This window comes from Streptomyces sp. NPDC044003 (genome assembly GCF_056435185.1).
The window spans coordinates 64,380-88,719 of record NZ_JBWKFA010000003.1 but is presented as its reverse complement, the minus strand read 5'-3'; the positions used below and the strand labels follow the sequence as shown (position 1 = coordinate 88,719).

Genomic DNA, 24,340 nt, shown 5'->3' with positions numbered 1-24,340 from the left:
GGCGTCGGGTCATGACGTACGAGACGCTGTCTCCGGGTCTCGCCGGTGAGGAGTTCGAGCGCGGCACCGGGTTCAGTCCCTGGGAGCTGGTCCGGGTGGTGAGCGCGATCGCCCAGGGCTCCCGGGACGAGAACGCGCTGACGAGTCTGGTCTTCCACCAGCGGCATCCGGAGCGCGGCGGCGCGCGCATCGGGCGGGGCGAGCGGGGTGCGGCGGAGGAGTGGCTGGCCATCCGGGACACGGTCGTACGGCCGCTGCTCGCGGGCGGCCGGGCCACCACCGCCTCGCCCCGTCCTCCGGCCGCCGCCCCTTCCGGCCGGCGCCGTCAGGAGTACTGCGCGCCGCGGGGCGGGACGGCCGAGACGAAGTGCAGGCGGCCCGGGGTGCTGCCGTGTCCGGTCGTGACCGGGCTGCTGCACACGTCGGCCGTCGACGGGGTCCCCTTCCACTACCCGGAGTCCGTCCGGCACGACCCCCGGACCGGTCTCCTCGTCGTCACGAAGCGGCAGTGGACGCGCGAGCAGCAGTTCACCGGACCCGTCCGGGACGCGATGAGTGCCTTCCTTCGGAACATGCGCGGCTTCGGCATGCCGGTGGAGGCCATCCTCACGGCCGGGTCCCTGTGCTGCCGCTGTGTGAAGCGGTCCGATCCCGCGAAGCCCGACATCCTGAGCAACCACTCCTGGGGTGACGCCCTGGACGTCGTCGGGGTGCGGTGGCCGGAGCGCGGAGGCCCCCCGAGCGCGGTGCGCGACACCATCGTCCGCAACTGGACGGATCCGGCCCAGCGGGTGCTGCTCCGTCGGATCGACGCGTGTCTGCGGATCTCGTTCCCCACGGTGATCGACTACTACCGGACGGACCACCGCGACCACTTCCACTGCGACACCAACCGCGGCCAGGGCGACCGCCCCCGGACGACGGCAGGGCTCGGCTTCACCCGGGAGGCGCTGCGTGCCGTGGGGCACCCGGTGGCGCCGACGGGGCATCCGGAGGCCGACGTGTTCCGGGCGCTCGGCGCCTTCTCCGGGCTGCCGCCGGCCTCGTTCAAGGACACGGCCGTCCTCCGGCGGGTGCTGCGGGAGCTGTTCACCCGGGTCGCCGCCGGACGATAGGGCGCTGATGATCGTCGACTGCCACTGCCACGCGGGCCGCGGGGACCGGCTGACCGGGCCCTGGGACGCCGCGGACCTGGGGCGCTATCTGGCGCGGGCGGACCGCGCGGGCATCGACCGGACCGTGCTCTTCCCGGCCTTCCACCGGGACTACGCCGCCGCCAACCGGTGCGTGGCGCGGATCGTGGCCGCGCGGCCCGACCGCTTCCTCGGCTTCGCGTTCGTGCACGCGGACCGGGACGCCGGCCGGATCGCCGCGCTGGTCCGTACGGCGGTGTGCGAGTTCGGGTTCGTCGGCATCAAGGTGCACCGGCACGACGCCCCGATCACCCGTGAGGTCTGCGACGCGGCCCGGTACTTCGGGCTGCCGGTGGTGTACGACCCGATGGGCGAGGTGGCGGTGGCCGAGCTGCTCGCGGAGCACTACCCGGACGTGCCGTTCGTCCTCCCGCACCTGGGCAGCTTCGCCGACGACTGGCACGCCCAGCTCGCCCTCGTCGACCATCTGGTGCGCCACCCCAACATCCACACGGACACCTCCGGGGTGCGGCGCTTCGACCTGCTCGCGGAGGCGGTGCGCCGGGCGGGCCCGCAGAAGGTCCTGTTCGGTTCGGACGGGCCGTGGCTGCATCCGGGCGTGGAGCTCGCCAAGGTCCGCGCGCTGGGCCTGGGGGCCGAGGAGGAGCGCTGGGTGCTGTCCGGCAACCTGCTCGCGCTGGTCCGGGGCGAGCGGCGCGGGGCGGCGGGCCGCTTCGTCTCGGCGGTCAGCCCTCCCGTACGCCGTTCACCGCTCCGGGCCGCCTCGGCGGTCAGCCCTCCCGTACGCCGTTCACCGCTCCGGGCCGCTTCGGCGGTCAGCCCTCCTGTACGCCGTTCACCGCTCCGGGCCCGGAAGCGCGGCGGCGGAGCTGCAGCGCCCGGTCCGTGACGCCGAGGGCGCGCGCGGCCTCCTGGAGGTTGCCGTCCGCGTCCCGTACGGCGATACGGACGGCGGTCTCGCGGGCGAGGACGCCGATCTCCTTGAGGCACACCCCGGAGGCGAGAGCGGTACGGATCGACTCCTCGAACCCGGTGTCCGGCCAGCCGCACGAGGTCCCCCGGGAGCCCGGGCCGGCTCCGTCCGGGCGTTCCTCGGGGGGTACGTCTCCGGCGCTGATGGGCCCCGAGCCGACGTGCCGGCGGGCCATCCGTCCGACGAGCTGCTTCAACTCGCGGATGTTTCCGGGGTACTGACGCTCCGTGAGGAAGACGCGCACCGCCGGGTCGAAGTCCTCCGCGCCGGGCGTGCCGCCGTCCTGGCCCAGCGCGCGGAGGAAGTGGCGGGCGAGCGGCAGGATGTCCTCGCCGCGTTCGCGGAGGCTGGGCAGGCGGCAGGTCCATGCGGCGATGCGGTGATAGAGGTCGCCCCGGAAGCGGCGGGCACCCTCCTCCGTGATGAGGTCGCGGTTGGTGGCGCAGATCAGCCGGAATCCGGTGGTGTGCCACGTGTTGCTGCCGACCCGTTTGTAGGTGCCTTCCTGCACGACCCGGAGCAGCTCGGCCTGGAGGTCCAGGGGGAGTTCGCCGACCTCGTCGAGGAAGAGGGTGCCCCGGTCGGCGAGGGCGAAGGCTCCGTCGCGGGAGGCGAGGGCCCCGGTGAACGCGCCCTTCTCGTGGCCGAAGAACTCGCTGCCCGCGAGGGCGGGGACGATGGTTGTGCAGTCGAGGAGGACCAGTTGTTCGGCTCCGCGCCGGGGGTCGAGGGCGTGCACGAGCCGGGCGACGAGTTCTTTTCCCGTGCCGCTCTCGCCGGTGATCAGGACCGAGGCGTCGCTGAAGACGGCCATCTCGACGATGTCCCGCAGCAGTTGCTGCCAGGCGGGTCCGGCGCCGACGAGGTTCTCGGTGACGAGGGGGGAGGCGACGAGCGCGTCGACGGCCGCCCAGCGGCGCAGGCGGCGTACGACGTCCTCGGCGGGGGTGGCTGAGGCGTCCCAGGTGAGCACGTCGGCGGCCCCGGCGCGGAGCAGGGGCCACGGTCCCGCTCCGTCGAGGGCCGCACGGGTGAGGGCGACGGCGAGCACCCGGTGCCGTCCGTCGGCGCCGAGGTCGGCGAGGCGGTCGGCGAGGGTGTCGTCGGCGGCCGCGAAGAGCAGCACGCCGGGGCCCTCGGCCGGGCCGTGGCCGGGGCGGCGGGCGTCGAGTCCGGCCCGCCGGAGGAGGTCGACGGCCGTCCGGCCCCGTTCCTCGTCGCCCGGCGGGTGGAAGGCCACCCAGGCCGGGACGGGGTCCGCGGCCGCTCCTTCGTCACGCACGGTTACCGATTATCGCGCGGTGTGGTCGTGATCGCATGTCCCGGCGGGCCCGGATCACCCGGACGAGCAAGCCGGGGGCGAAGGGGGCAGATCGGGAGATACGCCCCCCTCTCTGGCGTGGACAGGTCAACACTGTGTAACGCCAACTGGCTTCTCGGACAGAACACTTCCTTCCGCCCCGTTTGTCTGCGATCTTGCGTCCACCCCACACAACACACGGCCCGGCCGGCGCCACCCGCGCCACCGGGTCATCGGAGGACGCATTGTTTTCCCACATATCCGGCCGCATGAGACTCGCGGCGACCGCCCTCGGTACGACCCTGGCGCTCGCGGGACCCGTCTCCCTCGCCCAGGCCGCCCCGCTCGACAACGAGCCGCTCGCGGCCTTCACCGCGACCGCCCCCTCGAACGCCGCGGCCACGGCCGTCTGGGCCGCCGGAACCCGCGCCTACCTGGTCATCACGACCCCGGGCGACACCACCGCCGTCCGCACCGCCGTCGCGAACAACGGCGGCTCGGTCTTCGCCTCGTACGACGCGATCGGCGTGATCGTCGCGCACTCGACCTCCGCCTCCTTCGCCGCCACGATGCGCGGCGTCTCCGGCGTCCAGAAGGTCGGCGCGACCCGTACCTCCGACGTCCCCGCCGACGCCTACAACCCGGCGCTCCCGGCCAACCCCTCGCAGGCCACCGCGCCCACGACGGAGCCCGTCCGCTCGGACATGACCCAGATCAAGGCCGACCAGGCCTGGGCCGTCAACCCGGGCTCCTCCTCGGTCAAGGTCGGCATCCTGGACACCGGCGTCGACGACCAGCACCAGGACCTGGCGCCGAACTTCAACGCCGCCGACTCGGTCTCCTGCGCCTACGGCAAGACGGACACCCGCGCCGGGGCCTGGCGCGACGTCGACCAGCACGGCACCCACGTCGCCGGCACGGTCGCGGCCGCCAAGAACGGCAAGGGCGCCATCGGTGTCGCCCCGAGCGTGAAGATCTCCTCGGTGCGCATCGCCGAGCCCGGCACCACGCTGTTCTTCGCGGAGAACACCATCTGCGGCCTCGTGTGGGCCGGTGACCACGGCTTCAAGGTCACCAACAACAGCTACTACACGGACCCCTGGCAGTTCAACTGCCCGAACGACCTCGACCAGGCGGCCATCCTGGAGGGCGTGGGCCGCGCCCAGGCCTACGCCGAGGGCAAGGGCTCGCTCCAGGTCGCGGCGGCCGGCAACTCCAATGTCGACCTCGCCAACAAGACCACCGACTCGTCGAGCCCGAACGACTCGACGCCGGTCACCCGGACCCTCACCAACGACTGCCTCGACATCCCGGCCGAGCTGCCGGGCGTCGTCACGGTCGCGGCGAACGGCACCAGCGGCACCTCCAAGGCGTCCTTCTCCAACTACGGCAGTGGCGTCATCGAGGTCTCGGCCCCCGGCGAGTCCGTCTACAGCACCGCCCCCGGCGGCAAGTACGCCACGCTGAGCGGCACCTCGATGGCCTCCCCGCACGTGGCGGGCGTCGCCGCGCTGCTCGCCAGCGCCAACCCGGCGTACACCCCGGCGGACATCCGCGCGAAGCTCGGCGAGCAGGCCACCGACCTGGCCTGCCCCTCGGACGCCCGCTGCACCGGCACCACGGCGAAGAACAGCTTCTTCGGCGAGGGCCGCGTGGACGCGCTGAAGGCCGTCGGCGGCTCCACCCCGCCGGCCGGGGCGTACTTCGAGAACCTCACGGACGTCGCGATCGCGGACAACACCACGGTCGAGAGCCCGATCACGGTCAGCGGCGTGACGGGCAACGCGCCGGCCACCCTCAAGGTGGGCGTCGACATCAAGCACACCTACATCGGTGACCTGAAGGTCGACCTGGTCGCCCCGGACGGCACCGTGTACACCCTGCACAACCACACCGGCAGCGGCACGGACAACATCCTCCAGACGTACACCGTCAACGCCTCCTCGGAGGTCGCGAACGGCGTCTGGAAGCTCCGCGTGAACGACAACGCGAGCCAGGACACCGGCAAGATCGACGCCTGGAACCTGACCTTCTGACACCCGCGCACCCCCGGACGGGGCCGGAGCCGCCATGGCTCCGGCCCCGTTCGCGTACCCGGGGTAACTCCGTCGGAAGAAAGTCCGTACCGAGGGGTAGGCCTCCCCGGGGCCCTTGCTATACGTTCCGTCTAACAAGCTTGCTAGACGTGATGTCTAACAAGCGCCCGAGCCGCCCGCGCGACCCCGAGGAGCCGCACCATGGCACGCAGCACCGTCCGCCCCGACAACGACGACCACGACGTCGCCGCGCGGCTGCTCCTGTCGGCCGCCAAGCTCTCGTACGACCCCGCCGTCGAGGTCGACTGGGACACCCCTCTCGACAAGGGCTTCCACGGCCAGAGCCCGGAGTGGAACAGCCTCCACGGGACCGCCTACTGGAACGAGATGACCGAGGAGCAGCGCAAGGAGCTGACCCGGCAGGAGTCGGCCTCGGTGGCCAGCACCGGCATCTGGTTCGAGATGATCCTCCAGCAGATGGTGCTGCGCGACATCTACCTCATGGACCACACCGACCCCCGGTTCCAGTGGGCGCTCACCGAGATCGCCGACGAGTGCCGGCACTCGATCATGTTCGCCCGGGGCTCCCAGAAGCTCGGCGCACCCGCCTACCGGCCCAGGCGGGCCGTGCTGGAACTCGGGCGCTTCATGAAGACCGTCGGCTTCGGCGAGGCCGCGTACGCCGGCATCCTCGTCGCCGAGGAGGTCCTCGACGTCATGCAGCGCGACTGGATGCGCGACGAGCGGGTCGTCCCCTTCGTCCGCACCATCAACAACATCCATGTCGTCGAGGAGTCCCGGCACATGAAGTTCGCCCGGGACGAGACGCGCCGCCACCTCGCCCGCGCGAGCAGGCCGCGCCGCCACTTCCAGTCCCTGATCGTCGCCATCGCCGCGTACTACATCATCACCAGCCTGGTGAACCCGGACGTGTACGTGCGGGCCGGACTCGACCCCGAGCGGGCGCGCCGCGAGGCGGCCGCCAACGAGCACTACAAGGCGCAGCTGCGCTCCAGCTGCGCCGGCCTCATGGAGTTCCTGGCCGACGTCGGGATGCTGACCCGGCCCGCGCTCTTCTTCTACAAGCGCGCGCACCTCATCTGACCCCCTCCCCAGGATCCGAGCTGAGCCGACGACATGACCTACGCCATCACCCAGACCTGCTGCAACGACGCCACCTGTGTCGCCGTGTGCCCGGTCAACTGCATCCACCCGACGCCGGACGAGCCCGACTTCGGGACCACGGAGATGCTGTACATCGACCCGCGGAGCTGCATCGACTGCGGGGCCTGCGCCGACGCCTGCCCCGTCGACGCGATCTTCCCGGCCGACCGTCTCACCGCGCGGCTGCGGGAGTACGAGGGGATCAACGCCGCCTACTACGCGGACCGCGAGCCCGCGCCGGTCCTCGCCTCGCCGACCTTCCACCCCTGGGGCGAGCCGGTCTTCGACCGCTCGATCCCCGCCGACTTCGCCCCGATCCGCGTCGCGATCGTCGGCACGGGACCGGCCGGCATGTACGCCGCCGAGGACCTCCTCCTGCACACCAACGCCGAGGTGACGCTGATCGACCGGCTGCCGGTCGCCGGCGGCCTCGTCCGGTACGGCGTGGCCCCGGACCACCCGGCGACCAAGGGCGCCGGGGAGAGCTTCGCCCGCTTCCACGCCCACCCCCGGGTCCGCATGCGGCTCGGCGTCGAGATCGGCCGGGACGTCACCCCCGAGGAACTCGCCGCGCACCACGACGCGGTGATCTACGCGGTGGGCGCGCCCGCCGACCGGCGGCTCGGCATCCCCGGCGAGGACCTGCCGGGCAGCGTCTCGGCGACCTCCGTCGTCTCCTGGTACAACGCGCACCCGGAGACCGGCGCCGACGCCGTGCGGCTCTCCGCCGAGCGGGTCGTCGTGGTCGGCAACGGCAACGTGGCGCTCGACGTGGCCCGCGTCCTCGTCTCGGACCCCGACGCCCTGGCCCGTACGGACATCGCCGACCACGCGCTCGCCGCCCTGCGCGACGCGCGGGTCCGCGAGGTGGTGCTGCTCGGCCGCCGGGGCCCCGAGGACGCCGCGTACACCACCTCCGAACTGCTCGCCCTCAAGCACCTGCCCGGGGTCGACCTGGTCGTCGACGACCGGGATCCGCGCACCGGCGCGGCGATCGACGCGGCCGGGCCGGGGGCGAAGGCCGGGCTCCTGCGGGACGTGGCCCGGGAGGCGGTGGACTGGACGCGGGCGCCCGAGCCGGACCGGCGCCGGATCGTGCTTCGGTTCCATTCCGCCCCGGTCGAGGCCCTGGGCGACGGCCGCGTGCGCGCGGTCCGGGTGACCGAGGACGGTTCGGGGCCGGGTACGGAGATCGGGGCGGGGCTTCTCGTCCGGGCCATCGGCTACCGCGGAGTGCCGCTCGCGGGGCTGCCGTTCGACGAGGCCACCGGCACGGTGCCGCACGAGGCGGGCCGGGTGGCGGGGCTGCCCGGCAGTTATGTCGTGGGCTGGATCAAGCGGGGGCCGTCCGGGGGCATCGGGGCCAACCGGGCGTGCGCGGAGGAGACGGTCGGGACGCTGCTCGCGGACGCGGTCGCCGGGGTGCTGCCGAAGCCGACGGGCACGTCCCAGGAGTTCCGGCGGCTCGCGCGGAGCCGCAGCGGACGGGGGCTCGTCGACGCGCGCGGACTCGCCTCCATCGACCGGGCGGAGCGGGCGCGGGGCCGGGACGCGGGGCGTCCGCGGGTCAAGCTCGCCACGGTGCCGGAGCTCGTCGCGGCGGCGCGGGGCAGGCGGCTGCGCCTGCCGGGCTGAGTGCCGCGTGCTCCTTGGATCCGGCCCGGGACGGCGGGCCGGTACGGAGCGCGTACGGGTCGGCCCGAGGGCCGGTCGTACGGTCGGCCGTACGGTCAGACCGGGACGGTCAGGGCCTGACGGACCACGATCGCGTTGAGCCGCACCGCGAAGGGCACGATGTCGGTCAGTTCGAGCGCGAGGGTCCGGTCCTTCGGCAGCTCGACGGTGACGTCGACGCAGAAGGCCAGGGCGTACATGTGGTCCCCGGTCTCCTCGTCCTGGAGGGCGAAGAACAGGTCCCGGTAGAAGCGCGTGCGGTCCCCGGACTCCTCGTAGAAGGAGAGTCCGGGCTGCCCCTCCTGCGCGGCGAGCCCGGTGAAGGCCTGGACGAGCTCCCGCTCGACCGTGGCCCAGAAGCCGGCCTCCGCGCACTCCTGCGGCAGCGCCTGGCGGACGGCCTCCTTGAGGGAGAGGACCATGACGAGGACGGGGGCGTGCTCCTGGAGCCCCCAGCCCCGGACCATCTTCACCACGTCGCTGTCCGGGACGGCCGAGGCCGCCCGGTGGATCGCCTCGAAGTCGAAGTTGACGGTCGCCGGGGCGATCGCCTCCTGGAACACCCGGTCGATGGACCGGGCCTGTTCGAGGTGGTCGGGTCCCACCTCGACGACGGTCCTGAAACTGGCGGCCAAAGCTCCTCCTGGATGATCTCGGTGATCAGGAGGGGTCAGTATGCCGAGGCGCCGGGGGCCGGGCCCCGGGCGTCCGCCGTGCGGACGGTTCAGCCGCGGCCGCGGCGCGGCTTCCCGCTCCGGCCGGAGCCCGCGCCGCCCTTGCGGGAGGCAGCGGGCTTCCCGCCGGTGCGGGACCCACCGGCCGGCTTGCCCGCGGTACGGGGCTTCCCCGACCGTGCCGGCTTCTGCTCCTTGGGCTGCTTCCGGCCTTTCTGCTCCTCGGCGCGGCGGCCCCGGGTGCTGTTCACGGTGCGGCCGCGGACGATGCCGATGAACTCCTCCACCAGATCGGGCGCCTCGTCCGCCGCCGGCCACGAGAGGGCCACCCGCGACTGCGGGACGTCGACGAGGGTCCGGTAGGTGAGGTCCTTGCGGTGGTGAAGCCGGGCCAGCGACTGCGGGACGGCGAGCACGCCGACGCCCGATGCGACCAGCTCGATCGCGTCGGCGGTCGTCGCCGGGCGCTCCATGGCGGGGCGGCCGGGCGGCTGCTCCCAGCCCAGGGTGTCGTCGAGGGGGTGCAGGACGAGCTCGTCGGCGAGGTCCTCCGCGGAGACCTCCTCGACCGCCGCGAACAGATGGTCCTTGGGGATCACGACGACCGTCGTCTCCGTGTACAGCGGGATCGCGCTGAGGTCGTCCCGGTCGACGGGCAGCCGGACGAGCCCCGCGTCGGCGGCGCCCTCCCGGAGCGCGGCGAAGGCCTCGGCCGGGGTCACGGCGTGGAGGGTCAGGGGCACGTCGGGCAGGCGCTCGTTCCAGATCCGCACCCACTTCGCGGGTGTCGCTCCCGGCACGTAGGCGAGCCGGAAGGAGGAGGGGGATTCTGAAGGGGAAGCGTCCGAGCCTGTCACCCCGCCAGGTTACCGGTAGCCGGCGTGGTCGGAGCTCGGCCGCATGCTCGATACCCTTGACACCATGACGTCGCACCAGAACACCCAGACGATGAAGCCCGCGACCGCGGCGAAGAAGCTGGGTGTGTACCTCGAGGCCACCCCCGCAGAGTTCCAGGAGGGTGTCGTCTCGCGCACCGAACTGAACGAGCTCCAGGCCAACCCGCCCGCCTGGCTCCAGGAGCTGCGCAAGAACGGTCCGCACCCCCGCCCGGTGGTCGCGGCGCGGCTGGGCGTCTCCATCGCCGGTCTCGCGCGCGGCGGCATCACCGAGCCGCTGACCACCGAGCAGATCCAGGCGCTCAGGGAGGAGTCCCCGGAGTGGCTGGAGAAGGAGCAGGCCACCCAGGCGGAGGTCCGCAAGGAGACCGTCCGCATCAAGGAGCGCAACGAGGAGCGGGCGCGCAAGCAGCAGCAGGGCGCCTGATCCTCCCTCCCCCACGCCGGTCGGGTCCGAAGCGCTTCGGACCCGACCGGCGTGGCGTTCGTCCGCGTGCGGGAGTCATTCCGTCATGAGTGACACCAGCACCGCGTACGAGCCGCCGGTCGTCGTCGGCGTGGACGGGTCGGAGCACAGTCTCCGGGCCCTGGAGTGGGCGCTGAGCGCCGCGGAGGGTCTCGGCGCGCCGCTGGTGGTGGCCCATGTGCGCTCGGAGGCGCTCCAGCTGGGCGCCGCCCGTATCGCCTCCCTGGGGAAGACGCCGGAGCTTCCCGACACGGTCACCCGGGCCGTACGGACGGTGGTCGAGGAGCGGGGGCACCGCATTCCGGTGCGGTACGAGTCGCTGGACGGGTCCGTGACGGACGCCCTGCCGGCGGCCGCGCGCGGCGCGCGGCTCCTGGTGACCGGTTCCCGGGGGCACGGCGGCTTCGCCAGTCTCCTCCTCGGCTCGACCAGCCGGACGCTGGCCATGACGGCGCCCTGCCCGCTGGTCGTCGTACCGCACGAGGCGCGTGCGGCCGCGCTCCAGGACGGGGCGGAGGCGGGCCGGGTGCTTCTCGGGCTGCACCCGGAGGAGACCTCGGACGAGGTGCTGGACTTCGCCTTCGAGGCGGCTCACCACCGGGGCGTACCGCTGGAGGCGGTGACCGCGTTCCGGCTGCCCCCGCCGCAGGCCGCCCTCCTGCCGACGCCTTCTCCCGCGCTCCAGGTGCCGCCGCCGCTGCCGCTCGCGGACGAGGCGGAGGAAGCCGAGGAGGTTCTGACGGAGGCGGAGTGGGAGCAGCGGGAGCGGCTGCGGCCGTTCGCCGAGCGGTGGCCGGGGGTGGAGCTGGTCCCGGTGGTGGTTCCGGCGGACGCGGCGGGCCGGCTCGTGGACGGTTCGCAGGATGCGGGCCTGGTGGTCGTCGGGCGGCATCACCGGCACCGCTTCGGCTCGCTGCTCATCGGTTCGGTCGCCCACGCGGTGCTGCATCACGCGCACTGTCCGGTGGCGGTGGTGCCACCCGCGGAGACCCGGCCCCGGACATGACAGTCCCCGGCGGTCCGTGTCGGTTCGCGCGGTCGTCGGCCGTCGCCGACGGCTCCGTGCCCGACCGGCCCCGCCGGGGGCCTGGCCAGAGCCGAGATCAGGGTCACGCGGGCCTTCGGACGTCTCCGTCGGCGGGTGCGGCTCTTTCCGGTTGTCCGGTGTAAGAACGAGTGTCCTCCCTTTTTCGCCCTTTTCAAGACGTTTCCGCCATTTTGTTACGACCCGAAGGCGTTGTCGGGGGTGCCTGGTAGACAGGGCCCATGACGACCGCAGATCACGCCGCCACCGCCGCCCGTAACGTCCGGCCGCCGTCCGCCGGTGCCTCGCTCGGCGCGGGGGTCGTGGTGACCGACGAGGCCGGCCGGGTCCTCCTGGGACTGGACCGCTCCGGGGTGTGGGAGCTGCCGGGCGGCAAGGTCGAGCCGGGCGAGTCGATCGAGGAGGCGGCGGTGCGCGAGCTGGCCGAGGAGACGACGCTCCTCGCGGACGTCGCCGACGTGGAGGTCCTCGGGCTGCTCATGGACACCGTGACCTCGGCCCGGCTGACCCGGATGACGGCGGCCACGGCCGTGAGCGGCTTCCGGGGCGTGCCCGCCGTGGCCGAGCCGGAGAAGATCGAGCGCTGGGAGTGGACGGACCCGGACCGGCTGCCGGAGGCCCTGTTCCTGCCCTCGGCGCAGGTGCTGCGGCTGTGGCGGCCCGGCCTCGCGATCCCGGACGGCCCGTTCCACCGCTACGCCCTGGGCCGGCTTCCCGGCTGAGACCGGGAGCTGCGGTGCGTCACCGCGCGGGCCCCGGCGAGCGTGGCTAGCGTGGCCAGAGGACACGTCATCGAATCGGAAGTGGGAGTCACCGTCATGGCCGCACGACCTGAAGGCACGCCGGTCTGGACCGACGCGATGTTCACCGACGTCGAGGGCGCGAAGACGTTCTACGGCGATGTGCTCGGCTGGACCTTCGGCGAGGCTTCGTCGGAATTCGGCAACTACACGCAGGCGTACCGGAACGAGAAGGCGGTCGCCGCCGTCGTTCCGCCGATGCCGGGGCAGGACGGGGAGCCGCAGTCGGCCTGGTGTCTGTACTTCGCCTCGCCGGACGTCGCGGCGACGGCGGAGAAGATCCGCGGCGCGGGCGGCACCGTCCTGATGGAGCCGATGCAGGTCGGCGACTTCGGCTCGATGTGCATCGCGCAGGATCCGTCGGGCGTCACGTTCGGCGTCTGGCAGGCCGGCGAGCACGAGGGCTTCGAGCGGGAGGGCGAGCCCGGTTCGTACGCCTGGGCCGAGGTCTTCACCCGGGAGCCGGCGAAGGCCGACGCCTTCTTCACCGAGGTCTTCGGCTTCGGGTCCAAGAAGATCAAGGACGAGCACATGGACTACCGGGTCTTCGACCTGGGGGGTCCCCAGCCCGTGCTCGGGCGGATGGTGATGTCGGACGAGGACTTCCCGCCGGAGATCCCCTCGTACATCCAGATCTACTTCGCCGTCGACAACTGCGACAAGGCGGTCGAGCGGGCCGAGGCGCTCGGCGGGCGGAAGGTGTTCGGTCCGATGGACAGCCCCTTCGGCCGGTTCGCGGCGATCGTGGATCCGCAGGGTGCCGCCTTCGCGGTGATCGACGAGAGGACGACCGTCGGGGACATGCCCGAGTTCGAGTGAGCGGTGCGGCGCGGCGCCACGGGGCGCCGCGCCGCCGTGCGTCAGTCGCCGTCGCGGACGGCGACGATGCCGTTGAAGACGCCCACGTAGGCGGTGCCGTCGGGGCCGATGGTGATCGGCGCCCAGTTGTTGTCGTAGGACAGACCGGTGCCGGTGAGGCGCGAGAAGGCGCGCTGTCCGGTGCGGAAGTCGACGGCTGTGAGGTACCAGGCGTCGATGCCCCAGAAGTTGGGGCGCTTCTCGTAGAAGTAGAGCAGTCCGTTGCCCGTGGAGAGCTTCGGGACCGTGGAGGGCGAGCGGACGTCGCTCTCCCAGACGGTGTCGCAGCCGCTGCCGTCGGCGCGGACGTCGATCCGGGCCGCGCCGCCGACGACGCTGCGGCCGAGCAGGAGCGTACTCGGGTTCTCGTAGCCGTAGTTGTTCTCGACGACGAGGCTGTTGCCCCAGCTGATCAGGGAGTTGTCGGTGGTGGAGGCGCCGGAGCCGAAGACCGGCACCGTGCAGACGAGCCGCTCGGCGGCGGGCACGCCGTTGCCCCGGCGGTAGACGAGGACGTTCATGCGGTCGTCGGCGTTGTCGGTGATGGCGACGTACTGGTCCTCGGTGCCGAAGAGGTCCGGGGTGGTGCCCGAACCCTGGTTCAGCGAGCCGGGCTTGGTGCCGGTCCCCCGGTCGTACGTCTCGCGCCACTGGACCTTCGGGACGCCGTCCGCGTCGGCGCGGAAGCTGTACAGGGCGTGGTCGGTGACGATGGAGACGCCGTCCGCGGCGACGGAGAAGGAGTTCTGGATCTCCTCGCCGTCGAGCCGGATCACACGCAGGGCGCCCGTCGCGGGGTCGACGGTGCCGACGCGGCCGAGGCTGGTCACCCACCAGATGCGGCCGTCCCAGTCCGGCATGACGGAGGTGACGGGGTCGCAGACGCCGCTGGGGAAGAGGTTGGTCCAGCTGACGCAGTCGTGCGGGACGAGCGAGGTAAGGTCCCAGTCGTTCTCGACGGTGAACTCCCAGGCGCCGTCGGCCTTCTGGCGGTGGGCGATGCGCAGGACGTGCTGGCGGGAGTCGGCGAGGACGACCCGGTCCCGGTCGTCCAGGTAGAAGTAGGCGCCGCCTGAGGTGTCCTTGAAGATCTTCTCGAAGTCGAGGCGGGTGATGGCCTCGACGGTGGAGGAGCGCTGCGGCAGCTGGTACTCGGCGAGGGTGCCGAGGGTGCGCGGGTCGAGCAGCTTCAGGAGGAAGCCGCTGAAGGTGCCGCAGACGGTGACGAGGCGGCCGGCGGCGTCGAAGGTGACGGTGGCGCACTCGCCGCCGACGGCGGCGATCTTCTCGCTGGTGACCTCGGGATCGCGCCCGAGCGGCCCCGAGTAGGGGTGGGTGCCGCTGCCGGCGCCGTCGGCGTGCATGCCGCTGCGGCCGTTGGGGGCGAGGTACGGATGCTGGGCAGGGCCCTTACCGGGCACGGGCCGAGCAGTGGCGGGGGCGCCCTCGTAGGGGGCGACGAGGCGGTGGCCGGGGGCGAGGGGGATCTCCTCGGCCTGCGCGACGGGCGCGGAGCCCGCCAGGAGGGTCGCCGCGAGCGCGGTGATCAGCGCGAGCGCGCGTGCTCGTCTGCGGGGCGGTGGGGTGGTCAAAGCGGCTCCTCGGGTTCCTGACGTGTCACGCCGGCCGCCGACGGTAGGCGGGAGCGGATGAGAAGTACATGGAACTGCCCCTGCTTTCATGCGGCGTTCACGCGCGGACCGGAAGACGCCCCTGACCGGGGCCGATAATGGTGGGGTGACCGAACGATCTCTGCGCGTGGTGCTGGCCGAGGACTCCGTCGTCCTCCGGGACGGGATGGTCGAGCTGCTCGGCGCCCGCGGATGCGAGGTGGTGGCCACCGCGGGGACGGCGGACGAGCTGCTCGCCGCGGTGTCCCGGCACCGGCCCGACGTCGCCGTGGTCGACATCCGGATGCCGCCCACCCACACCGACGAGGGCATCCGTGCCGCCGTGGAGATCCGGGCGACCGTGCCCGAGGTCGGCGTGCTCGTCTTCTCCCAGCACATCGAGACCGCCTGGGCCTCCCGGCTCCTCGCCGGCGGGGCGACGGGCGTGGGCTACCTCCTGAAGGAACGCGTCGCCCGCACCTCCGAGTTCGTGGACGCGCTGCGCCGGGTGGCCGACGGCGGGACGGCGCTCGACCCGGAGGTGGTCGACCGGCTGGTGCACGGCGACCGCGTGAGCCGGGTGAACACCCTGACACCACGCGAGCGGGAGGTCCTGGAGCTGATGGCCCAGGGGCACTCCAACCGCTCCGTCGCCGAGCGGCTCGTGGTCTCGGAGCGGGCGGTGGAGAAACATGTCGCCGCCGTCTTCACCAAGTTCGGCCTGCCGGCCACGGAGGCGGACAACCGGCGGGTGAAGGCCGTGCTCGCCTATCTGTCCGAGACGTCCGGGACCGGCGCCTGACCGGCCGTCACAGCCCGGCGGGCAGCGCGGCGGTGATCTCCGTCGGCCCGCCGGGCGGGCTGTCCACCCGCAGGGTGCCGTCCACCGCCGCGAGCCGCTCCGCCAGACCGGCGAGACCGGTGCCGCCGCCGGGTGCCGCGCCGCCTCGGCCGTCGTCACGGACCGTCAGGCGCACCCGGCCGTCGCGCGCGGTGGCCGCGAGCAGGGCCGTCCGCGCGCCGCTGTGCCGGGCGATGTTGGTGAGCAGCTCGGCCGCGCAGAAGTAGACGGCCCGCTCGATCGCCTCGTGGGGGCGTTCCGCGAGGTCGAGGCGGAGCGTCACCGGGACGGGCGAGGTCGCGGCGAGTCCCGGCAGGGCCTCGCCGAGACCGCCGTCCAGGGCGACGGGGTGGATGCCCCGGGTGAGCAGCCGCAGTTCGGCGACGGTCTCCTCGGTCTGGCCACGGGCACGGTCGAGCAGGGTCCGCAGCCGGGCGAGGTCCGGGCCGGAGGCGGGATCGAGCGCGTCCTCGGTCAGCGACAGGGTGATGGCCAGGGCCACGAGCCGGGCCTGGGTGCCGTCGTGCAGGTCCCGCTCCAGACGGCGGAGCCGGTCGCCGTTGTCGGCGAGCAGCGCGGCGCGGGCCGCCTCCAGCTCGCGGACCCGGCGCTGGGCGCGGGCGGGCCCGAGGAGCAGTCCGGCGAGCCGCCGGTTCGCCGCGGTCACGGCCAGCAGCGCACCGGGCGCACCGGCGAGCAGGGCGAGACCGAGCAGGACGGAAGTGGCGTTCAGCCAGGCGGCCGGCGGGGAGTCGGGCTCCATCAGGCGGCCCCAGAGCGGAAAGCCGATCAGCCAACCGCACCCGAGGGGCAGCCCCACGGCGGCGGCGAACCCGAGCACGCCGAGCGGCAGCCGCAGGACCAGGTAGAGCAGCGTCCGCCAGGCGACCGGGTCGCTCAGCACGACCCGACCACGGGCGAGGAGCCCGTCGGGGCGGGGCAGTGCGGCCGGGGCCTCGACGTACGCGCCGAGCAGCGCACCGGCGAGTCTCCGGTGCAGAGCGCCGAGGCCGCGCGCGCCGAGGAGCGCGACGACCACGAAGGGCAGGCCGAGCACGGTGAGCGAGAGCAGGGTCCCGGCGTACAGCACGGCGAGTGCGTACGCGCCGCAGACCACGGCGACGGGCAGCCCCACGACGGCGAACACCCACTCCCCCGCACGCACGGAGAAGTACGAACGCGCCACCGCCCCGGCCGGGTCAGTCACGCCCGCCGCCCGCGAGTTGCGTCGCCGGGCCCGAGATCGCGCGGAGGCCCGTGCCCAGGGTCGCCGGGACCGTCAGCGCCGCCGCGCCCGCGATGATCCAGGCGCAGGAGGCGGCCGGGACGGACGGCAGCGCGGAGCCGGTCGCCGCCGTGCTGAACGCGGCCGTGGCGAGGGCGGCGACCGCGGCGCCGAGGAGGACGCCGACCGCGGTGGTCAGCGCGGCCTCGGCCGTGAGCATGCGCAGCAGTTGGCGCCGGGTCGCCCCGACGAGCCGCAGCAGGGCGAACTCGCCGCGCCGCTCCCCGGTGACCGCGATGAGCGTGTTGATCGTGGAGACGGCGGCGAAGGAGGTGAGCAGCGCCAGTTCGGCCTGGCGGAGCCAGACGTCGGTGGCGGAGGTGGCGCTGGTCGTGGCGGCCGCGTGCTCTGCGGTACGTGTCATGATCATCATGGTCGCCGACAGACCCACGAGCAGCGCGACCGGCACCACGGCGGACGTCAGCCGCCGGGCGTACCCCCGCAGATTGGCGTCCGCGAGCCAGCCGGTGCCGGGCAGCAGCGCCCGCGCGGGCGCGCCCAGGAGGGCCACCAGGGCGCGCGCCGCGAGCGGCCCCGTCAGGCCGACCGCGACGAGCAGCACCAGCGAGCCGAACAGCGCTGCCTGCCCCGCCTTGTCGAGCTCCTCGGCGGGCCTGGTCGCGGCGAGCCGCAGCAGCAGGCCGCCGCCCACGAGGGCGCAGACGCCGGCGAGCAGGCGCGGCACGCCGGTCCGTCCCTGCTCGGTGGCGGTCGCGGTGAGCGCGGCGGCGGGCGCGATCCGGGAGATCCGCCGGACGGCGACGGCCGATGCCGCGAGCCCGACGGCGAGCGTGATCGCCACGGCGACGAGGGCGGGCAGCGGTGTCACCGGCACGCGCAGGTCCGGCGCGGCCATCCCCCGTCGTTGCAGGGCGAGGAGGAAGTGGCGGGCGGCGTACACCCCGGCGAGTGCGCCGGGCGCGGCCACGACGAGTGCGGTGACGGCGATCTGGACGCGGACGAGGCGCCGTACCTGACGGGGCGTGCCCGCGATGGTCCGCAGGAGCGCCAGCTCGCGGTGCTGTCGGCGGAGCGCGAAGCCGATGGCGTTGACGACGACGAAGAAGGCGACCAGGACGGCGATCTCGCCGAAGGCTCCCGCGATCACCATCAGGCCGGGTCCCGCCACCGCCGTCCGGCGGACGGTGTCGGGGGCGGTGGCCTCGGTGGCGAACAGCGAGCCGAAGAGCGTCGTCGTGGCGACGAGGAGGAAGAGTGCGACCGCGAGTCCGGCGAAGGCGGCCGGGCTGCGGCGCAGCTGTCCGAGGGCGAGGAGGGTCACGGCGCTCACCCGCCGAGCCGGCCGAGGCGTGCGGCGACCTCGGCGGCGGTGGGCCGGTCCAGTTCGTCCACGACGAGGCCGTCGGCGAGGAGCAGGACCCGATCCGCGTATCCGGCGGCGACGGGGTCGTGGGTGACCATCGCGCAGGTCTGGCCGTCCCGGTCGACGCCGGAGCGCAGCAGGGCGAGGATCTCGTGGCCGGTGGCCCGGTCGAGCGCGCCGGTCGGTTCGTCGGCGAAGAGGACGCGGGGCCGGGAGACGAGCGCGCGGGCGATGGCCACGCGTTGCTGCTGGCCGCCGGAGAGCTGTCCGGGGCGGTGCCGCTCGCGTCCCGCGAGGCCCACCCGGGCGAGCGCGTCGAGGACGCGGCCGCGGTCCGGCCGGGCGCCGGCGAGGCGGCCGGGCAGTTCGACGTTCTGGGCGACGGTCATGGCAGGCATCAGGTTGAAGGCCTGGAAGACGAAGCCGATCCGGGTGCGCCGCAGTGCGGCGAGTCTCCGTTCCGGCAGTCGGGTCACCTCGGTGTCGCCCCACCACACGGTGCCGCGGGTGGGCCGGTCCATGCCGGCGAGGCAGTGCAGCAGGGTGGTCTTCCCGGATCCGGACGGCCCCATCACCGCGGTGAAGGTGCCGGGTGCGAGGGCCACCGACACCCCGCGCAGCGCGTGCACGGTGGCGGCGCCGCGCCCGTGGGCGCGGTGCAGGTCCTCGGCGCGGGCGGCGGTCGCCGCCCTCGTGTCCGTCGTCGTCTCAGCCATGCCCTCATCCTCGGCGGGCGGGGCGGGGCGGGGCGATCGTGCTCGCCCCCGAATCGGGGGTTCGGTTATCCGAACCCCCGACGGGGCGGGTCAGGGCCTGAGGCTGGAGACCACGTTGGCGGTGGCGGCGACGCCGTTGTGGATGGTGGGCGCCATGCTGGTGCCGGCGAGGAAGAAGCCGAGCAGGGCGCAGACGAGGGCGTGGGTGACCTTCAGGCCGCCGTTCCGCAGGAAGATCACGGCCAGCACCAGCAGCAGCACCACGACAGAAATGGAAACGGCCATCGCTCTCACGTCCCTCCGTCGCCGCACCGGAATTGCGGCGTTCGGCGGACAGTGTGACGGAATGCGCGGTCCGTCCGGGCGTATGGCGGGGCGGCCATACGGGTGACATCCGGTCAGGGCGCGGTGGCCAGGCACTCCTTCCATTCGACCGTACGTTCGCACCAGCGGTTCAGCAGGACGCGGTCGTGGCCGACCGCGAGGAGGCCGGCGCCGGTCTCGGCGCGGTAGGTCTCGACGGCGGCGACGAGGGCCGCGGTGGTGGAGGCGTCGAGCATGGCGGTCATCTCGTCGCAGATCAGCCAGCGGGGGCGGAGGGTCAGGGCGCGGGCCAGGCAGGCGCGCTGGAGCTGGCCGTCGCTGACCTCGTGGGGGCGGCGGCCGAGGAGGTCGGGGGTGAGGCCGACGGCCGGGGCGAGGGCGGCGACCCGTTCGGCGGCCTCGGCGCGGCGGCCGGTGGCACGCAGGGGTTCGGCGATCAGTTCGGTGAGGGTGAGCCGGGGGTCGGCGGCGGTGCGGGGCTGCTGGAAGACGACGCCGACGGCGGTGCGCTGCTCGCGCGGGGCGCGGTGCCGCCAGGCCCGTACCTCGGTGCCGTCGAGGACGAGCCGGCCCGCGTCGGGGCGGTGCAGGAGGGCGGCGACCCGGGCGAGGGTGGATTTGCCGCAGCCGCTGGGGCCGAGCAGGCCGACGGACTCGCCGGGGGCGATGCTGAGGGAGGCTCCCCGGAAGACGGGGGTGCGGCGCTCGTATCCGGCGGTGACGGAGTCGAGTTCAAGCACGGGGCTGCTCCGGGTGGTGGCAGGCCACTCCGGCCGTGGGTTCGGGGCGGGTGGCGCAGCGGGTGGTGGCGCGGGGGCAGCGCGGGGCGAAGGCGCAGCCCCCGGGCAGGGCGGACAGCTCGGGCGGCATGCCGGGGATCGGGGTGAACGCCCGGTCGGGCAGGGCGTCGAGGAGGCCGCGGGCGTAGGGGTGGCGGGGCCCGGTGGGGCCGAAGAAGCGGTGGGCGGGGGCGATTTCGACGATCCGGCCCGCGTACATGACGGCGACGCGGTCGGCGATGCGTGCGGCGGCGGCCAGGTCGTGGGTGATGAGGAGCAGGGCGCGGTCCTCGTCGGCGTGGCGGCGCAGTTCGTCGACGGTGCGGTCGACGAGGTCGCGGTCGAGTCCGGTGGTGGGTTCGTCGGCGAGCAGCAGCCGGGCGTCGCCGATGAGGGCGAGGGCGGTGGCGGCGCGCTGGGCGAGGCCGCCGGAGAGTTCGTGCGGGTACCGGTCGAGGTGTCCCGCGGGGAAGGCGGCCCGGTCGGCGGCGTCCTCGGCGGCCTTGCGGCGCCCACGGCGCCCGGTGGGGGTGAGGGCGCGGACGGTCTCCTCCAGGTGGGACCGTACGGTGCGGACGGGCGTGAGGTGGGCGGCGGGGCTCTGCGGTACGAGGCCGACGCGCCTGCCCCGTACGGTGCGGGCGAGGGTCTTCTCGTCGGCTGCGAGGAGGTCCGTACCGTCGAGGAACGCCGTACCGGACGTCTCGGCGTTCCCGGGGAGGAGGCCGAGGAGGGCGGAGGCGAGGACGGACTTGCCGCAGCCGCTCTCGCCGACGAGGGCGAGGCACTCCCCCGCCGAGAGGTCGAAGTCGGCGTCGCCGACGGCGGCGACGGTCCGGCCGCCGCGCAGCCGGAAGCGGACGGTGAGGCCGCGGACGCCGAGGACGGCGTCCTCGGCCCGCTCGGCGGAGACGGCCTGAAGGGCGCGCTCGACGCGGGAGTTCACAGCATCAGCTCCGATCGGCGGCGCGGGTTGAGGTGGTCGCGCCAGACGCCCGCGAGTCCGGCGATGGCGAGGGTCGGCACGATGAGCAGGAGGCCGGGGAAGAGGGTGGGCCACCAGTCGCCGGTGAGGAGCGAGGAGCGGGCGTTCTGCACGAGGTTGCCGAGGCTGGCCCGGTGGCTGGGGAGGCCGAGGCCGAGGAAGGAGAGCGCGGACTCGTGCCACATGGCGTGCGGGACCATGAGGACGGCGGCGAGTCCGGCCTGTGGCAGGACGGCGGGCAGCAGGTGCCGGACGGCGACGCGCCACCGGCTCGCACCGCCGGAGACGGCGGCGTCCACGAAGGGCCGGGTGCGCAGGGAGAGGACCTCGGAGCGGACGATCCGGGCGGTGGAGAGCCAGTGGGTGACGGCGACGGAGGCGATGACGGGCCACACGCCGGGCCGGAAGAGGGCCACCACGAAGATGCCGAGCAGCAGGTGCGGCACGGACGAGAAGGCGTCGACGAGCCTCATCAGCCAGCGGTCGGGCCGGCCGCCGAGGGCGCCTGCCGTGGCGCCGACGGCGGTGCCGACGACGGTGGCCACGAGCGCGGCGACGAGTCCGACGAGGAGCGAGATCCGCAGGCCGTGGACGCAGCGCAGCAGGAGGTCGCGGCCGAGGTCGTCGGTGCCGAAGGGGTGGTCCCAGGACGGCGGGAGGAGCTTGCGGGAGAGGTCGACGGCCTGTTCGTCGAGCTGGGCGAGCGGGGGCACGAGCAGGACCGCGAGGAGGATCGCGCCGACGGTGACGGCGGAGGTCCACAGGCGCAGGCGGTGGGTGCGCGGGTCAGCCATCGAAGCCCACCCTCGGGTCGGCGAGCCCGTACAGCAGGTCGGAGAGGAGGTTGCCGAGGAGGACGGCGGCGGTGGCGAGGACGGTGAGCGCGGCGAGCAGCGGGAAGTCGACGGAGGTGGCTGCCGTGACGGTCGCGGCGGCGATGCCGGGCCAGCTGAAGACGGTCTCCACGAGGAGGGCGCCGGTGATGAGTTCGGGGACGCGGGAGCCGACGAGGGTGAGCATGGGGAGCATTCCGGAGCGGAGGGCGTGGCCCGTGAGGACGGTGCGTTCGCGCAGGCCGCGGGCGCGGGCGCCGCGCACCGGGTCCTCGTCGAGGGCGTCGCCGACGCCCTGGCGGACGTACAGGAAGAACCAGGGCAGCTGGGAGAGGCCGAGGACGAGCGCGGGCAGCACGAGGTGGCGGGCGACCTGGCCGGCCGTGACGGTGTCGCCGCCGGTGTCGGTGAGTCCGCCGGCGGGCAGCGCGCCGAGCTGGAGGGCGAAGAACCAGATGGCGAGGAGGCCGAGCCAGAAGGCGGGGGCGGCTTCCAGGGTGTACGCGGCGGAGCTGACGGCCCGGTCGAGGCGGCCGCCGCGGCGGCGTCCGGCGAGGACGCCGAGGAGGCTGCCGAGGACGAGGGCGACGGCGAAAGCGGTGACGGCGAGGAGGACGGACCAGCCGAGGCGCTCGCCGACGACCTCGGCGACGGGGCGGCGCATGACGGCGGAGTCGCCGAGGTCGCCGGTGAGGGCCGAGGTGAGCCACTCCCACCAGCGGGTGAGGAGGGGCCGGTCGACGCCGAGGTTGGCGCGGAGCCGGTCGAGGTTCTCCTGCGAGGCGGTGAGTCCGGCGGTGCCGGCGTAGGCCTTGACGGGGTCGAACGGGGAGGCTTCGGCGACGGCGAACACCGCGAGGGTGACGCCGAGGAGGACGGGCACGGCGGCGAGGGCACGCCGTCCCGCCATCCGGGCCATGGCCCCCCGGGGGAGGCGGCGGCTCACCTCTTCGGCTTCCAGGTCTCGACGTTCCACCAGGGGCCGGAGGCGAGGCCGTGGTCGTGCGGTTCGGTCTGGGTGCTCAGCCCGTCCCAGTCGTCGTTCAGGACGTAGAGGTGGTCGATGTGGGTGAGGAAGGTGTAGCCGGGGTTCCTGACCAGTTCGCGCTGGACGGTGTCGTACGCGGCCCGGCGCTTCGTGAGGTCGTTCGTCCGGCAGCCGTCCTCCAGGGCGCGGTCGACGGTCTTGTTGTCGTACCGGGCCATGTTGTTGAAGCCGTCGCCGCCGAGGGTGGACTTCAGGAGCGGGTACTGGTCGAAGTCGGGGTCGCCGGGCGAGCCGCCGCCGGCGAGGACGGCGTCCGTCTTCATGCGGGGCTCGATGACCTCCCAGGTGCCGGCCTGGGTGGTGATGTCGATGCCGGCCTTCTTGGCGTCGGAGGCGTAGGCGAGGGCGTGGTCCTGGCGGAGTCTGTCGCCGGAGAGGTACCAGAGGGGGAAGGCGGCGCGGACGCCGTTCTTCACGCGGATACCGTCGGGGCCGGGCTTCCAGCCGGCCTCGTCGAGGATCTTCTCGGCGCCGGCGAGGTCGTGGCGGCGCTCGGTGCCCTTCGCGAACCAGGGGCTGTCGGTGGGGACGGGCCCGTAGGCGGGCTTTCCGGCTCCTTCGAGGATCTTGTCGACCATGGCCTGCCGGTCGACGGCGAGGTCCAGTGCGCGGCGGACGGCGGTGTCGCCCGCGACGCGGTGGTGGGTGGGGAGGGTGACCGTGCGGTGGTCGAAGGTCTTCGCCGTCCAGGTCTTCTTCCCCTTGTCGCCGGTGAATCCGGCGGCGAGGTTGGGCGGCAGGATCGCGCCGTCGAGGTCGCCGGCGCGCAGGCGCATGGCGCGGACGTCGTCGTCCTTGATGATCGCCATGGTGAACCTCTTCACCCGCGGCGCACCGCCCCAGTAGTCGGGGTTGGCCGTGAAGGTGAGCTTCTCGCCCTTGGACCAGCCGGTGAGGAGGTACGGTCCGGTGCCGATCGGCTTGTTCGTGAAGGCGCCGGTGTTGACGTCCTGCCTCGCGGTGATGTGCTCGGGGGCGATGGCGTGGACGGTGCGCTCGGCGAAGGGCGCGTAGGGGTACTTGAGCCGGAAGACGACGGTGTCGTCGCCGACCGCCTCGACGCTCCTGAGGGCGTCGAGTTCGGTGCGGGAGGGGTTGTTCGTCCTCGGGTCGAGGATCGTCCGGTACGTGTGGACGACGTCCTCGACGGTGAAGGGGACGCCGTCGCTGAAGGTGACGCCTTCGCGGAGGGTGTACGTGTAGGTCAGGCCGTCCGCGCTGACGCGGGGCAGCTTCACGGCGAGGGCCGGCTTCAGCCTCATGTCGGCGTCGAAGGCGAGGAGCCCGTCGAAGATCTTCGAGTTGCCGTCCTTGCCGTAGCCGAGGAGGGGGCTGAGGGTCTCGGGCTCGTAGGCGATGCCGACGACCGCGGAATCCTTGGCTCTGCCGGAGCCGCCGGCGGGTGAGCCGGGATTCGTGCAGGCCGCGGTCGCGAGGGCGAGCGCCCCCGTGAGCATCGCGGCAGTCGCGCGGCGAACGGATCGGGCGGCCAAGGTGTCCACACCCCTCTTGAAGATCAACTGCTATTGCAAACAGCTCGCAATTAAACAGTATG

At 73.6% G+C, this 24,340-nt stretch carries 23 protein-coding genes; 10 read left to right on the top strand and 13 right to left on the bottom strand.

From position 1 onward, the window contains the following. The first annotated feature begins 11 nt into the window (after nt 1-11). Both AC07AW_RS12495 and AC07AW_RS12490 read left to right on the top strand, forming a co-directional pair. Nucleotides 12-1,115 (top strand): extensin family protein, encoded by a 1,104-nt coding sequence (locus AC07AW_RS12495; RefSeq protein WP_478815418.1) that lies wholly within the window; start codon nt 12-14, stop codon nt 1,113-1,115. Between the two features lie 7 nt (nt 1,116-1,122). Continuing rightward, nucleotides 1,123-2,043, top strand: a complete 921-nt coding sequence (locus tag AC07AW_RS12490; RefSeq protein WP_478815417.1) for an amidohydrolase family protein — start codon at nt 1,123-1,125, stop codon at nt 2,041-2,043. Here the strand turns inward: AC07AW_RS12490 and AC07AW_RS12485 are convergent. Next, nucleotides 1,970-3,409, bottom strand: coding sequence for a sigma 54-interacting transcriptional regulator (locus AC07AW_RS12485; RefSeq protein WP_478815416.1), 1,440 nt, complete (start codon nt 3,407-3,409; stop codon nt 1,970-1,972). The genes AC07AW_RS12490 and AC07AW_RS12485 overlap by 74 nt on opposite strands. A gap of 287 nt (nt 3,410-3,696) precedes the next feature. Here AC07AW_RS12485 and AC07AW_RS12480 point away from each other — a divergent pair, with 287 nt between their 5' ends. The 3 genes from AC07AW_RS12480 to AC07AW_RS12470 all read left to right on the top strand — a co-directional run bounded on the left by AC07AW_RS12480 (nt 3,697) and on the right by AC07AW_RS12470 (nt 8,262). Further along, entirely contained in the window at nt 3,697-5,463 is a 1,767-nt protein-coding gene (locus AC07AW_RS12480; protein WP_478815415.1) for a S8 family serine peptidase, read from the top strand. A 201-nt stretch (nt 5,464-5,664) separates the two neighbouring features. Further along, nucleotides 5,665-6,567 carry an AurF N-oxygenase family protein gene (locus AC07AW_RS12475; protein ID WP_478815414.1) on the top strand — a complete coding sequence of 301 codons (903 nt, stop codon included), beginning with the start codon at nt 5,665-5,667 and terminating at the stop codon, nt 6,565-6,567. 33 nt (nt 6,568-6,600) lie between these two features. Continuing rightward, nucleotides 6,601-8,262 (top strand): FAD-dependent oxidoreductase, encoded by a 1,662-nt coding sequence (locus AC07AW_RS12470; protein WP_478815413.1) that lies wholly within the window; start codon nt 6,601-6,603, stop codon nt 8,260-8,262. Nucleotides 8,263-8,357: 95 nt separating this feature from the next. Here AC07AW_RS12470 and AC07AW_RS12465 read toward each other — a convergent pair whose 3' ends face one another. Beyond that, complete coding sequence (locus AC07AW_RS12465; protein ID WP_478815412.1) at nt 8,358-8,936, bottom strand: Type-2Aa cytolytic delta-endotoxin; 579 nt, start codon at nt 8,934-8,936, stop codon at nt 8,358-8,360. An 89-nt stretch (nt 8,937-9,025) separates the two neighbouring features. After that, entirely contained in the window at nt 9,026-9,832 is an 807-nt protein-coding gene (locus AC07AW_RS12460) for a LysR family transcriptional regulator substrate-binding protein (RefSeq protein WP_478815411.1), read from the bottom strand. A 64-nt stretch (nt 9,833-9,896) separates the two neighbouring features. On the opposite strand from AC07AW_RS12460, the gene AC07AW_RS12455 reads away from it, so the two are divergent. The 4 genes from AC07AW_RS12455 to AC07AW_RS12440 all read left to right on the top strand — a co-directional run bounded on the left by AC07AW_RS12455 (nt 9,897) and on the right by AC07AW_RS12440 (nt 13,001). Beyond that, nucleotides 9,897-10,298 (top strand): DUF5997 family protein, encoded by a 402-nt coding sequence (locus tag AC07AW_RS12455; protein WP_478815410.1) that lies wholly within the window; start codon nt 9,897-9,899, stop codon nt 10,296-10,298. A gap of 85 nt (nt 10,299-10,383) precedes the next feature. Further along, nucleotides 10,384-11,343 carry a universal stress protein gene (locus AC07AW_RS12450; protein WP_478815409.1) on the top strand — a complete coding sequence of 320 codons (960 nt, stop codon included), beginning with the start codon at nt 10,384-10,386 and terminating at the stop codon, nt 11,341-11,343. Nucleotides 11,344-11,603: 260 nt separating this feature from the next. Further along, nucleotides 11,604-12,104, top strand: a complete 501-nt coding sequence (locus tag AC07AW_RS12445) for a nucleotide triphosphate diphosphatase NUDT15 (RefSeq protein ID WP_478815408.1) — start codon at nt 11,604-11,606, stop codon at nt 12,102-12,104. Between the two features lie 96 nt (nt 12,105-12,200). Beyond that, nucleotides 12,201-13,001 (top strand): VOC family protein, encoded by an 801-nt coding sequence (locus AC07AW_RS12440; RefSeq protein ID WP_478815407.1) that lies wholly within the window; start codon nt 12,201-12,203, stop codon nt 12,999-13,001. 41 nt (nt 13,002-13,042) lie between these two features. Here AC07AW_RS12440 and AC07AW_RS12435 read toward each other — a convergent pair whose 3' ends face one another. Continuing rightward, on the bottom strand, nt 13,043-14,632 hold the full coding sequence (locus AC07AW_RS12435) for a hypothetical protein (protein WP_478815406.1): 1,590 nt from the start codon (nt 14,630-14,632) through the stop codon (nt 13,043-13,045). 145 nt (nt 14,633-14,777) lie between these two features. On the opposite strand from AC07AW_RS12435, the gene AC07AW_RS12430 reads away from it, so the two are divergent. Further along, nucleotides 14,778-15,452, top strand: a complete 675-nt coding sequence (locus tag AC07AW_RS12430) for a response regulator (RefSeq protein WP_478815405.1) — start codon at nt 14,778-14,780, stop codon at nt 15,450-15,452. Nucleotides 15,453-15,459: 7 nt separating this feature from the next. On the opposite strand, the gene AC07AW_RS12425 is transcribed toward AC07AW_RS12430, so the two are convergent. The 9 genes from AC07AW_RS12425 to AC07AW_RS12385 all read right to left on the bottom strand — a co-directional run bounded on the left by AC07AW_RS12425 (nt 15,460) and on the right by AC07AW_RS12385 (nt 24,278). Next, the gene (locus AC07AW_RS12425) at nt 15,460-16,698 is read right to left on the bottom strand and encodes a sensor histidine kinase (protein WP_478815404.1); all 1,239 of its coding nucleotides are present in this window, start codon (nt 16,696-16,698) and stop codon (nt 15,460-15,462) included. Next, on the bottom strand, nt 16,691-18,058 hold the full coding sequence (locus AC07AW_RS12420; RefSeq protein WP_478816222.1) for an FtsX-like permease family protein: 1,368 nt from the start codon (nt 18,056-18,058) through the stop codon (nt 16,691-16,693). The genes AC07AW_RS12425 and AC07AW_RS12420 overlap by 8 nt, the downstream gene beginning before the upstream one ends. 5 nt (nt 18,059-18,063) lie before the next feature. Next, on the bottom strand, nt 18,064-18,816 hold the full coding sequence (locus tag AC07AW_RS12415; protein ID WP_478815403.1) for an ABC transporter ATP-binding protein: 753 nt from the start codon (nt 18,814-18,816) through the stop codon (nt 18,064-18,066). A 90-nt stretch (nt 18,817-18,906) separates the two neighbouring features. Then, the gene (locus AC07AW_RS12410) at nt 18,907-19,101 is read right to left on the bottom strand and encodes a hypothetical protein (protein ID WP_030690730.1); all 195 of its coding nucleotides are present in this window, start codon (nt 19,099-19,101) and stop codon (nt 18,907-18,909) included. A 113-nt stretch (nt 19,102-19,214) separates the two neighbouring features. Further along, nucleotides 19,215-19,880 (bottom strand): ABC transporter ATP-binding protein, encoded by a 666-nt coding sequence (locus AC07AW_RS12405; protein WP_478815402.1) that lies wholly within the window; start codon nt 19,878-19,880, stop codon nt 19,215-19,217. After that, the gene (locus AC07AW_RS12400; protein ID WP_478815401.1) at nt 19,873-20,865 is read right to left on the bottom strand and encodes an ABC transporter ATP-binding protein; all 993 of its coding nucleotides are present in this window, start codon (nt 20,863-20,865) and stop codon (nt 19,873-19,875) included. The genes AC07AW_RS12405 and AC07AW_RS12400 overlap by 8 nt, the downstream gene beginning before the upstream one ends. Beyond that, nucleotides 20,862-21,698: an ABC transporter permease gene (locus tag AC07AW_RS12395; RefSeq protein WP_478815400.1), complete on the bottom strand. Its 837-nt coding sequence runs from the start codon at nt 21,696-21,698 to the stop codon at nt 20,862-20,864. The genes AC07AW_RS12400 and AC07AW_RS12395 overlap by 4 nt, the downstream gene beginning before the upstream one ends. Continuing rightward, nucleotides 21,691-22,656 carry an ABC transporter permease gene (locus AC07AW_RS12390; protein ID WP_478816221.1) on the bottom strand — a complete coding sequence of 322 codons (966 nt, stop codon included), beginning with the start codon at nt 22,654-22,656 and terminating at the stop codon, nt 21,691-21,693. The genes AC07AW_RS12395 and AC07AW_RS12390 overlap by 8 nt, the downstream gene beginning before the upstream one ends. 23 nt (nt 22,657-22,679) lie before the next feature. Continuing rightward, complete coding sequence (locus tag AC07AW_RS12385) at nt 22,680-24,278, bottom strand: ABC transporter substrate-binding protein (protein WP_478815399.1); 1,599 nt, start codon at nt 24,276-24,278, stop codon at nt 22,680-22,682. Between the last annotated feature and the right edge of the window lie 62 nt (nt 24,279-24,340).

Coding starts and splice junctions, on each gene's coding strand:
- AC07AW_RS12495 (WP_478815418.1), top strand. CDS start 12: ATGACGTACGAGACGCTGTCTCCGGGTCTCGCCGGTGAGGAGTTCGAG.
- AC07AW_RS12490 (WP_478815417.1), top strand. CDS start 1,123: ATGATCGTCGACTGCCACTGCCACGCGGGCCGCGGGGACCGGCTGACC.
- AC07AW_RS12480 (WP_478815415.1), top strand. CDS start 3,697: ATGAGACTCGCGGCGACCGCCCTCGGTACGACCCTGGCGCTCGCGGGA.
- AC07AW_RS12475 (WP_478815414.1), top strand. CDS start 5,665: ATGGCACGCAGCACCGTCCGCCCCGACAACGACGACCACGACGTCGCC.
- AC07AW_RS12470 (WP_478815413.1), top strand. CDS start 6,601: ATGACCTACGCCATCACCCAGACCTGCTGCAACGACGCCACCTGTGTC.
- AC07AW_RS12455 (WP_478815410.1), top strand. CDS start 9,897: ATGACGTCGCACCAGAACACCCAGACGATGAAGCCCGCGACCGCGGCG.
- AC07AW_RS12450 (WP_478815409.1), top strand. CDS start 10,384: ATGAGTGACACCAGCACCGCGTACGAGCCGCCGGTCGTCGTCGGCGTG.
- AC07AW_RS12445 (WP_478815408.1), top strand. CDS start 11,604: ATGACGACCGCAGATCACGCCGCCACCGCCGCCCGTAACGTCCGGCCG.
- AC07AW_RS12440 (WP_478815407.1), top strand. CDS start 12,201: ATGGCCGCACGACCTGAAGGCACGCCGGTCTGGACCGACGCGATGTTC.
- AC07AW_RS12415 (WP_478815403.1), bottom strand. CDS start 18,816: ATGGCTGAGACGACGACGGACACGAGGGCGGCGACCGCCGCCCGCGCC.
- AC07AW_RS12410 (WP_030690730.1), bottom strand. CDS start 19,101: ATGGCCGTTTCCATTTCTGTCGTGGTGCTGCTGCTGGTGCTGGCCGTG.
- AC07AW_RS12395 (WP_478815400.1), bottom strand. CDS start 21,698: ATGGCTGACCCGCGCACCCACCGCCTGCGCCTGTGGACCTCCGCCGTC.
- AC07AW_RS12390 (WP_478816221.1), bottom strand. CDS start 22,656: ATGGCCCGGATGGCGGGACGGCGTGCCCTCGCCGCCGTGCCCGTCCTC.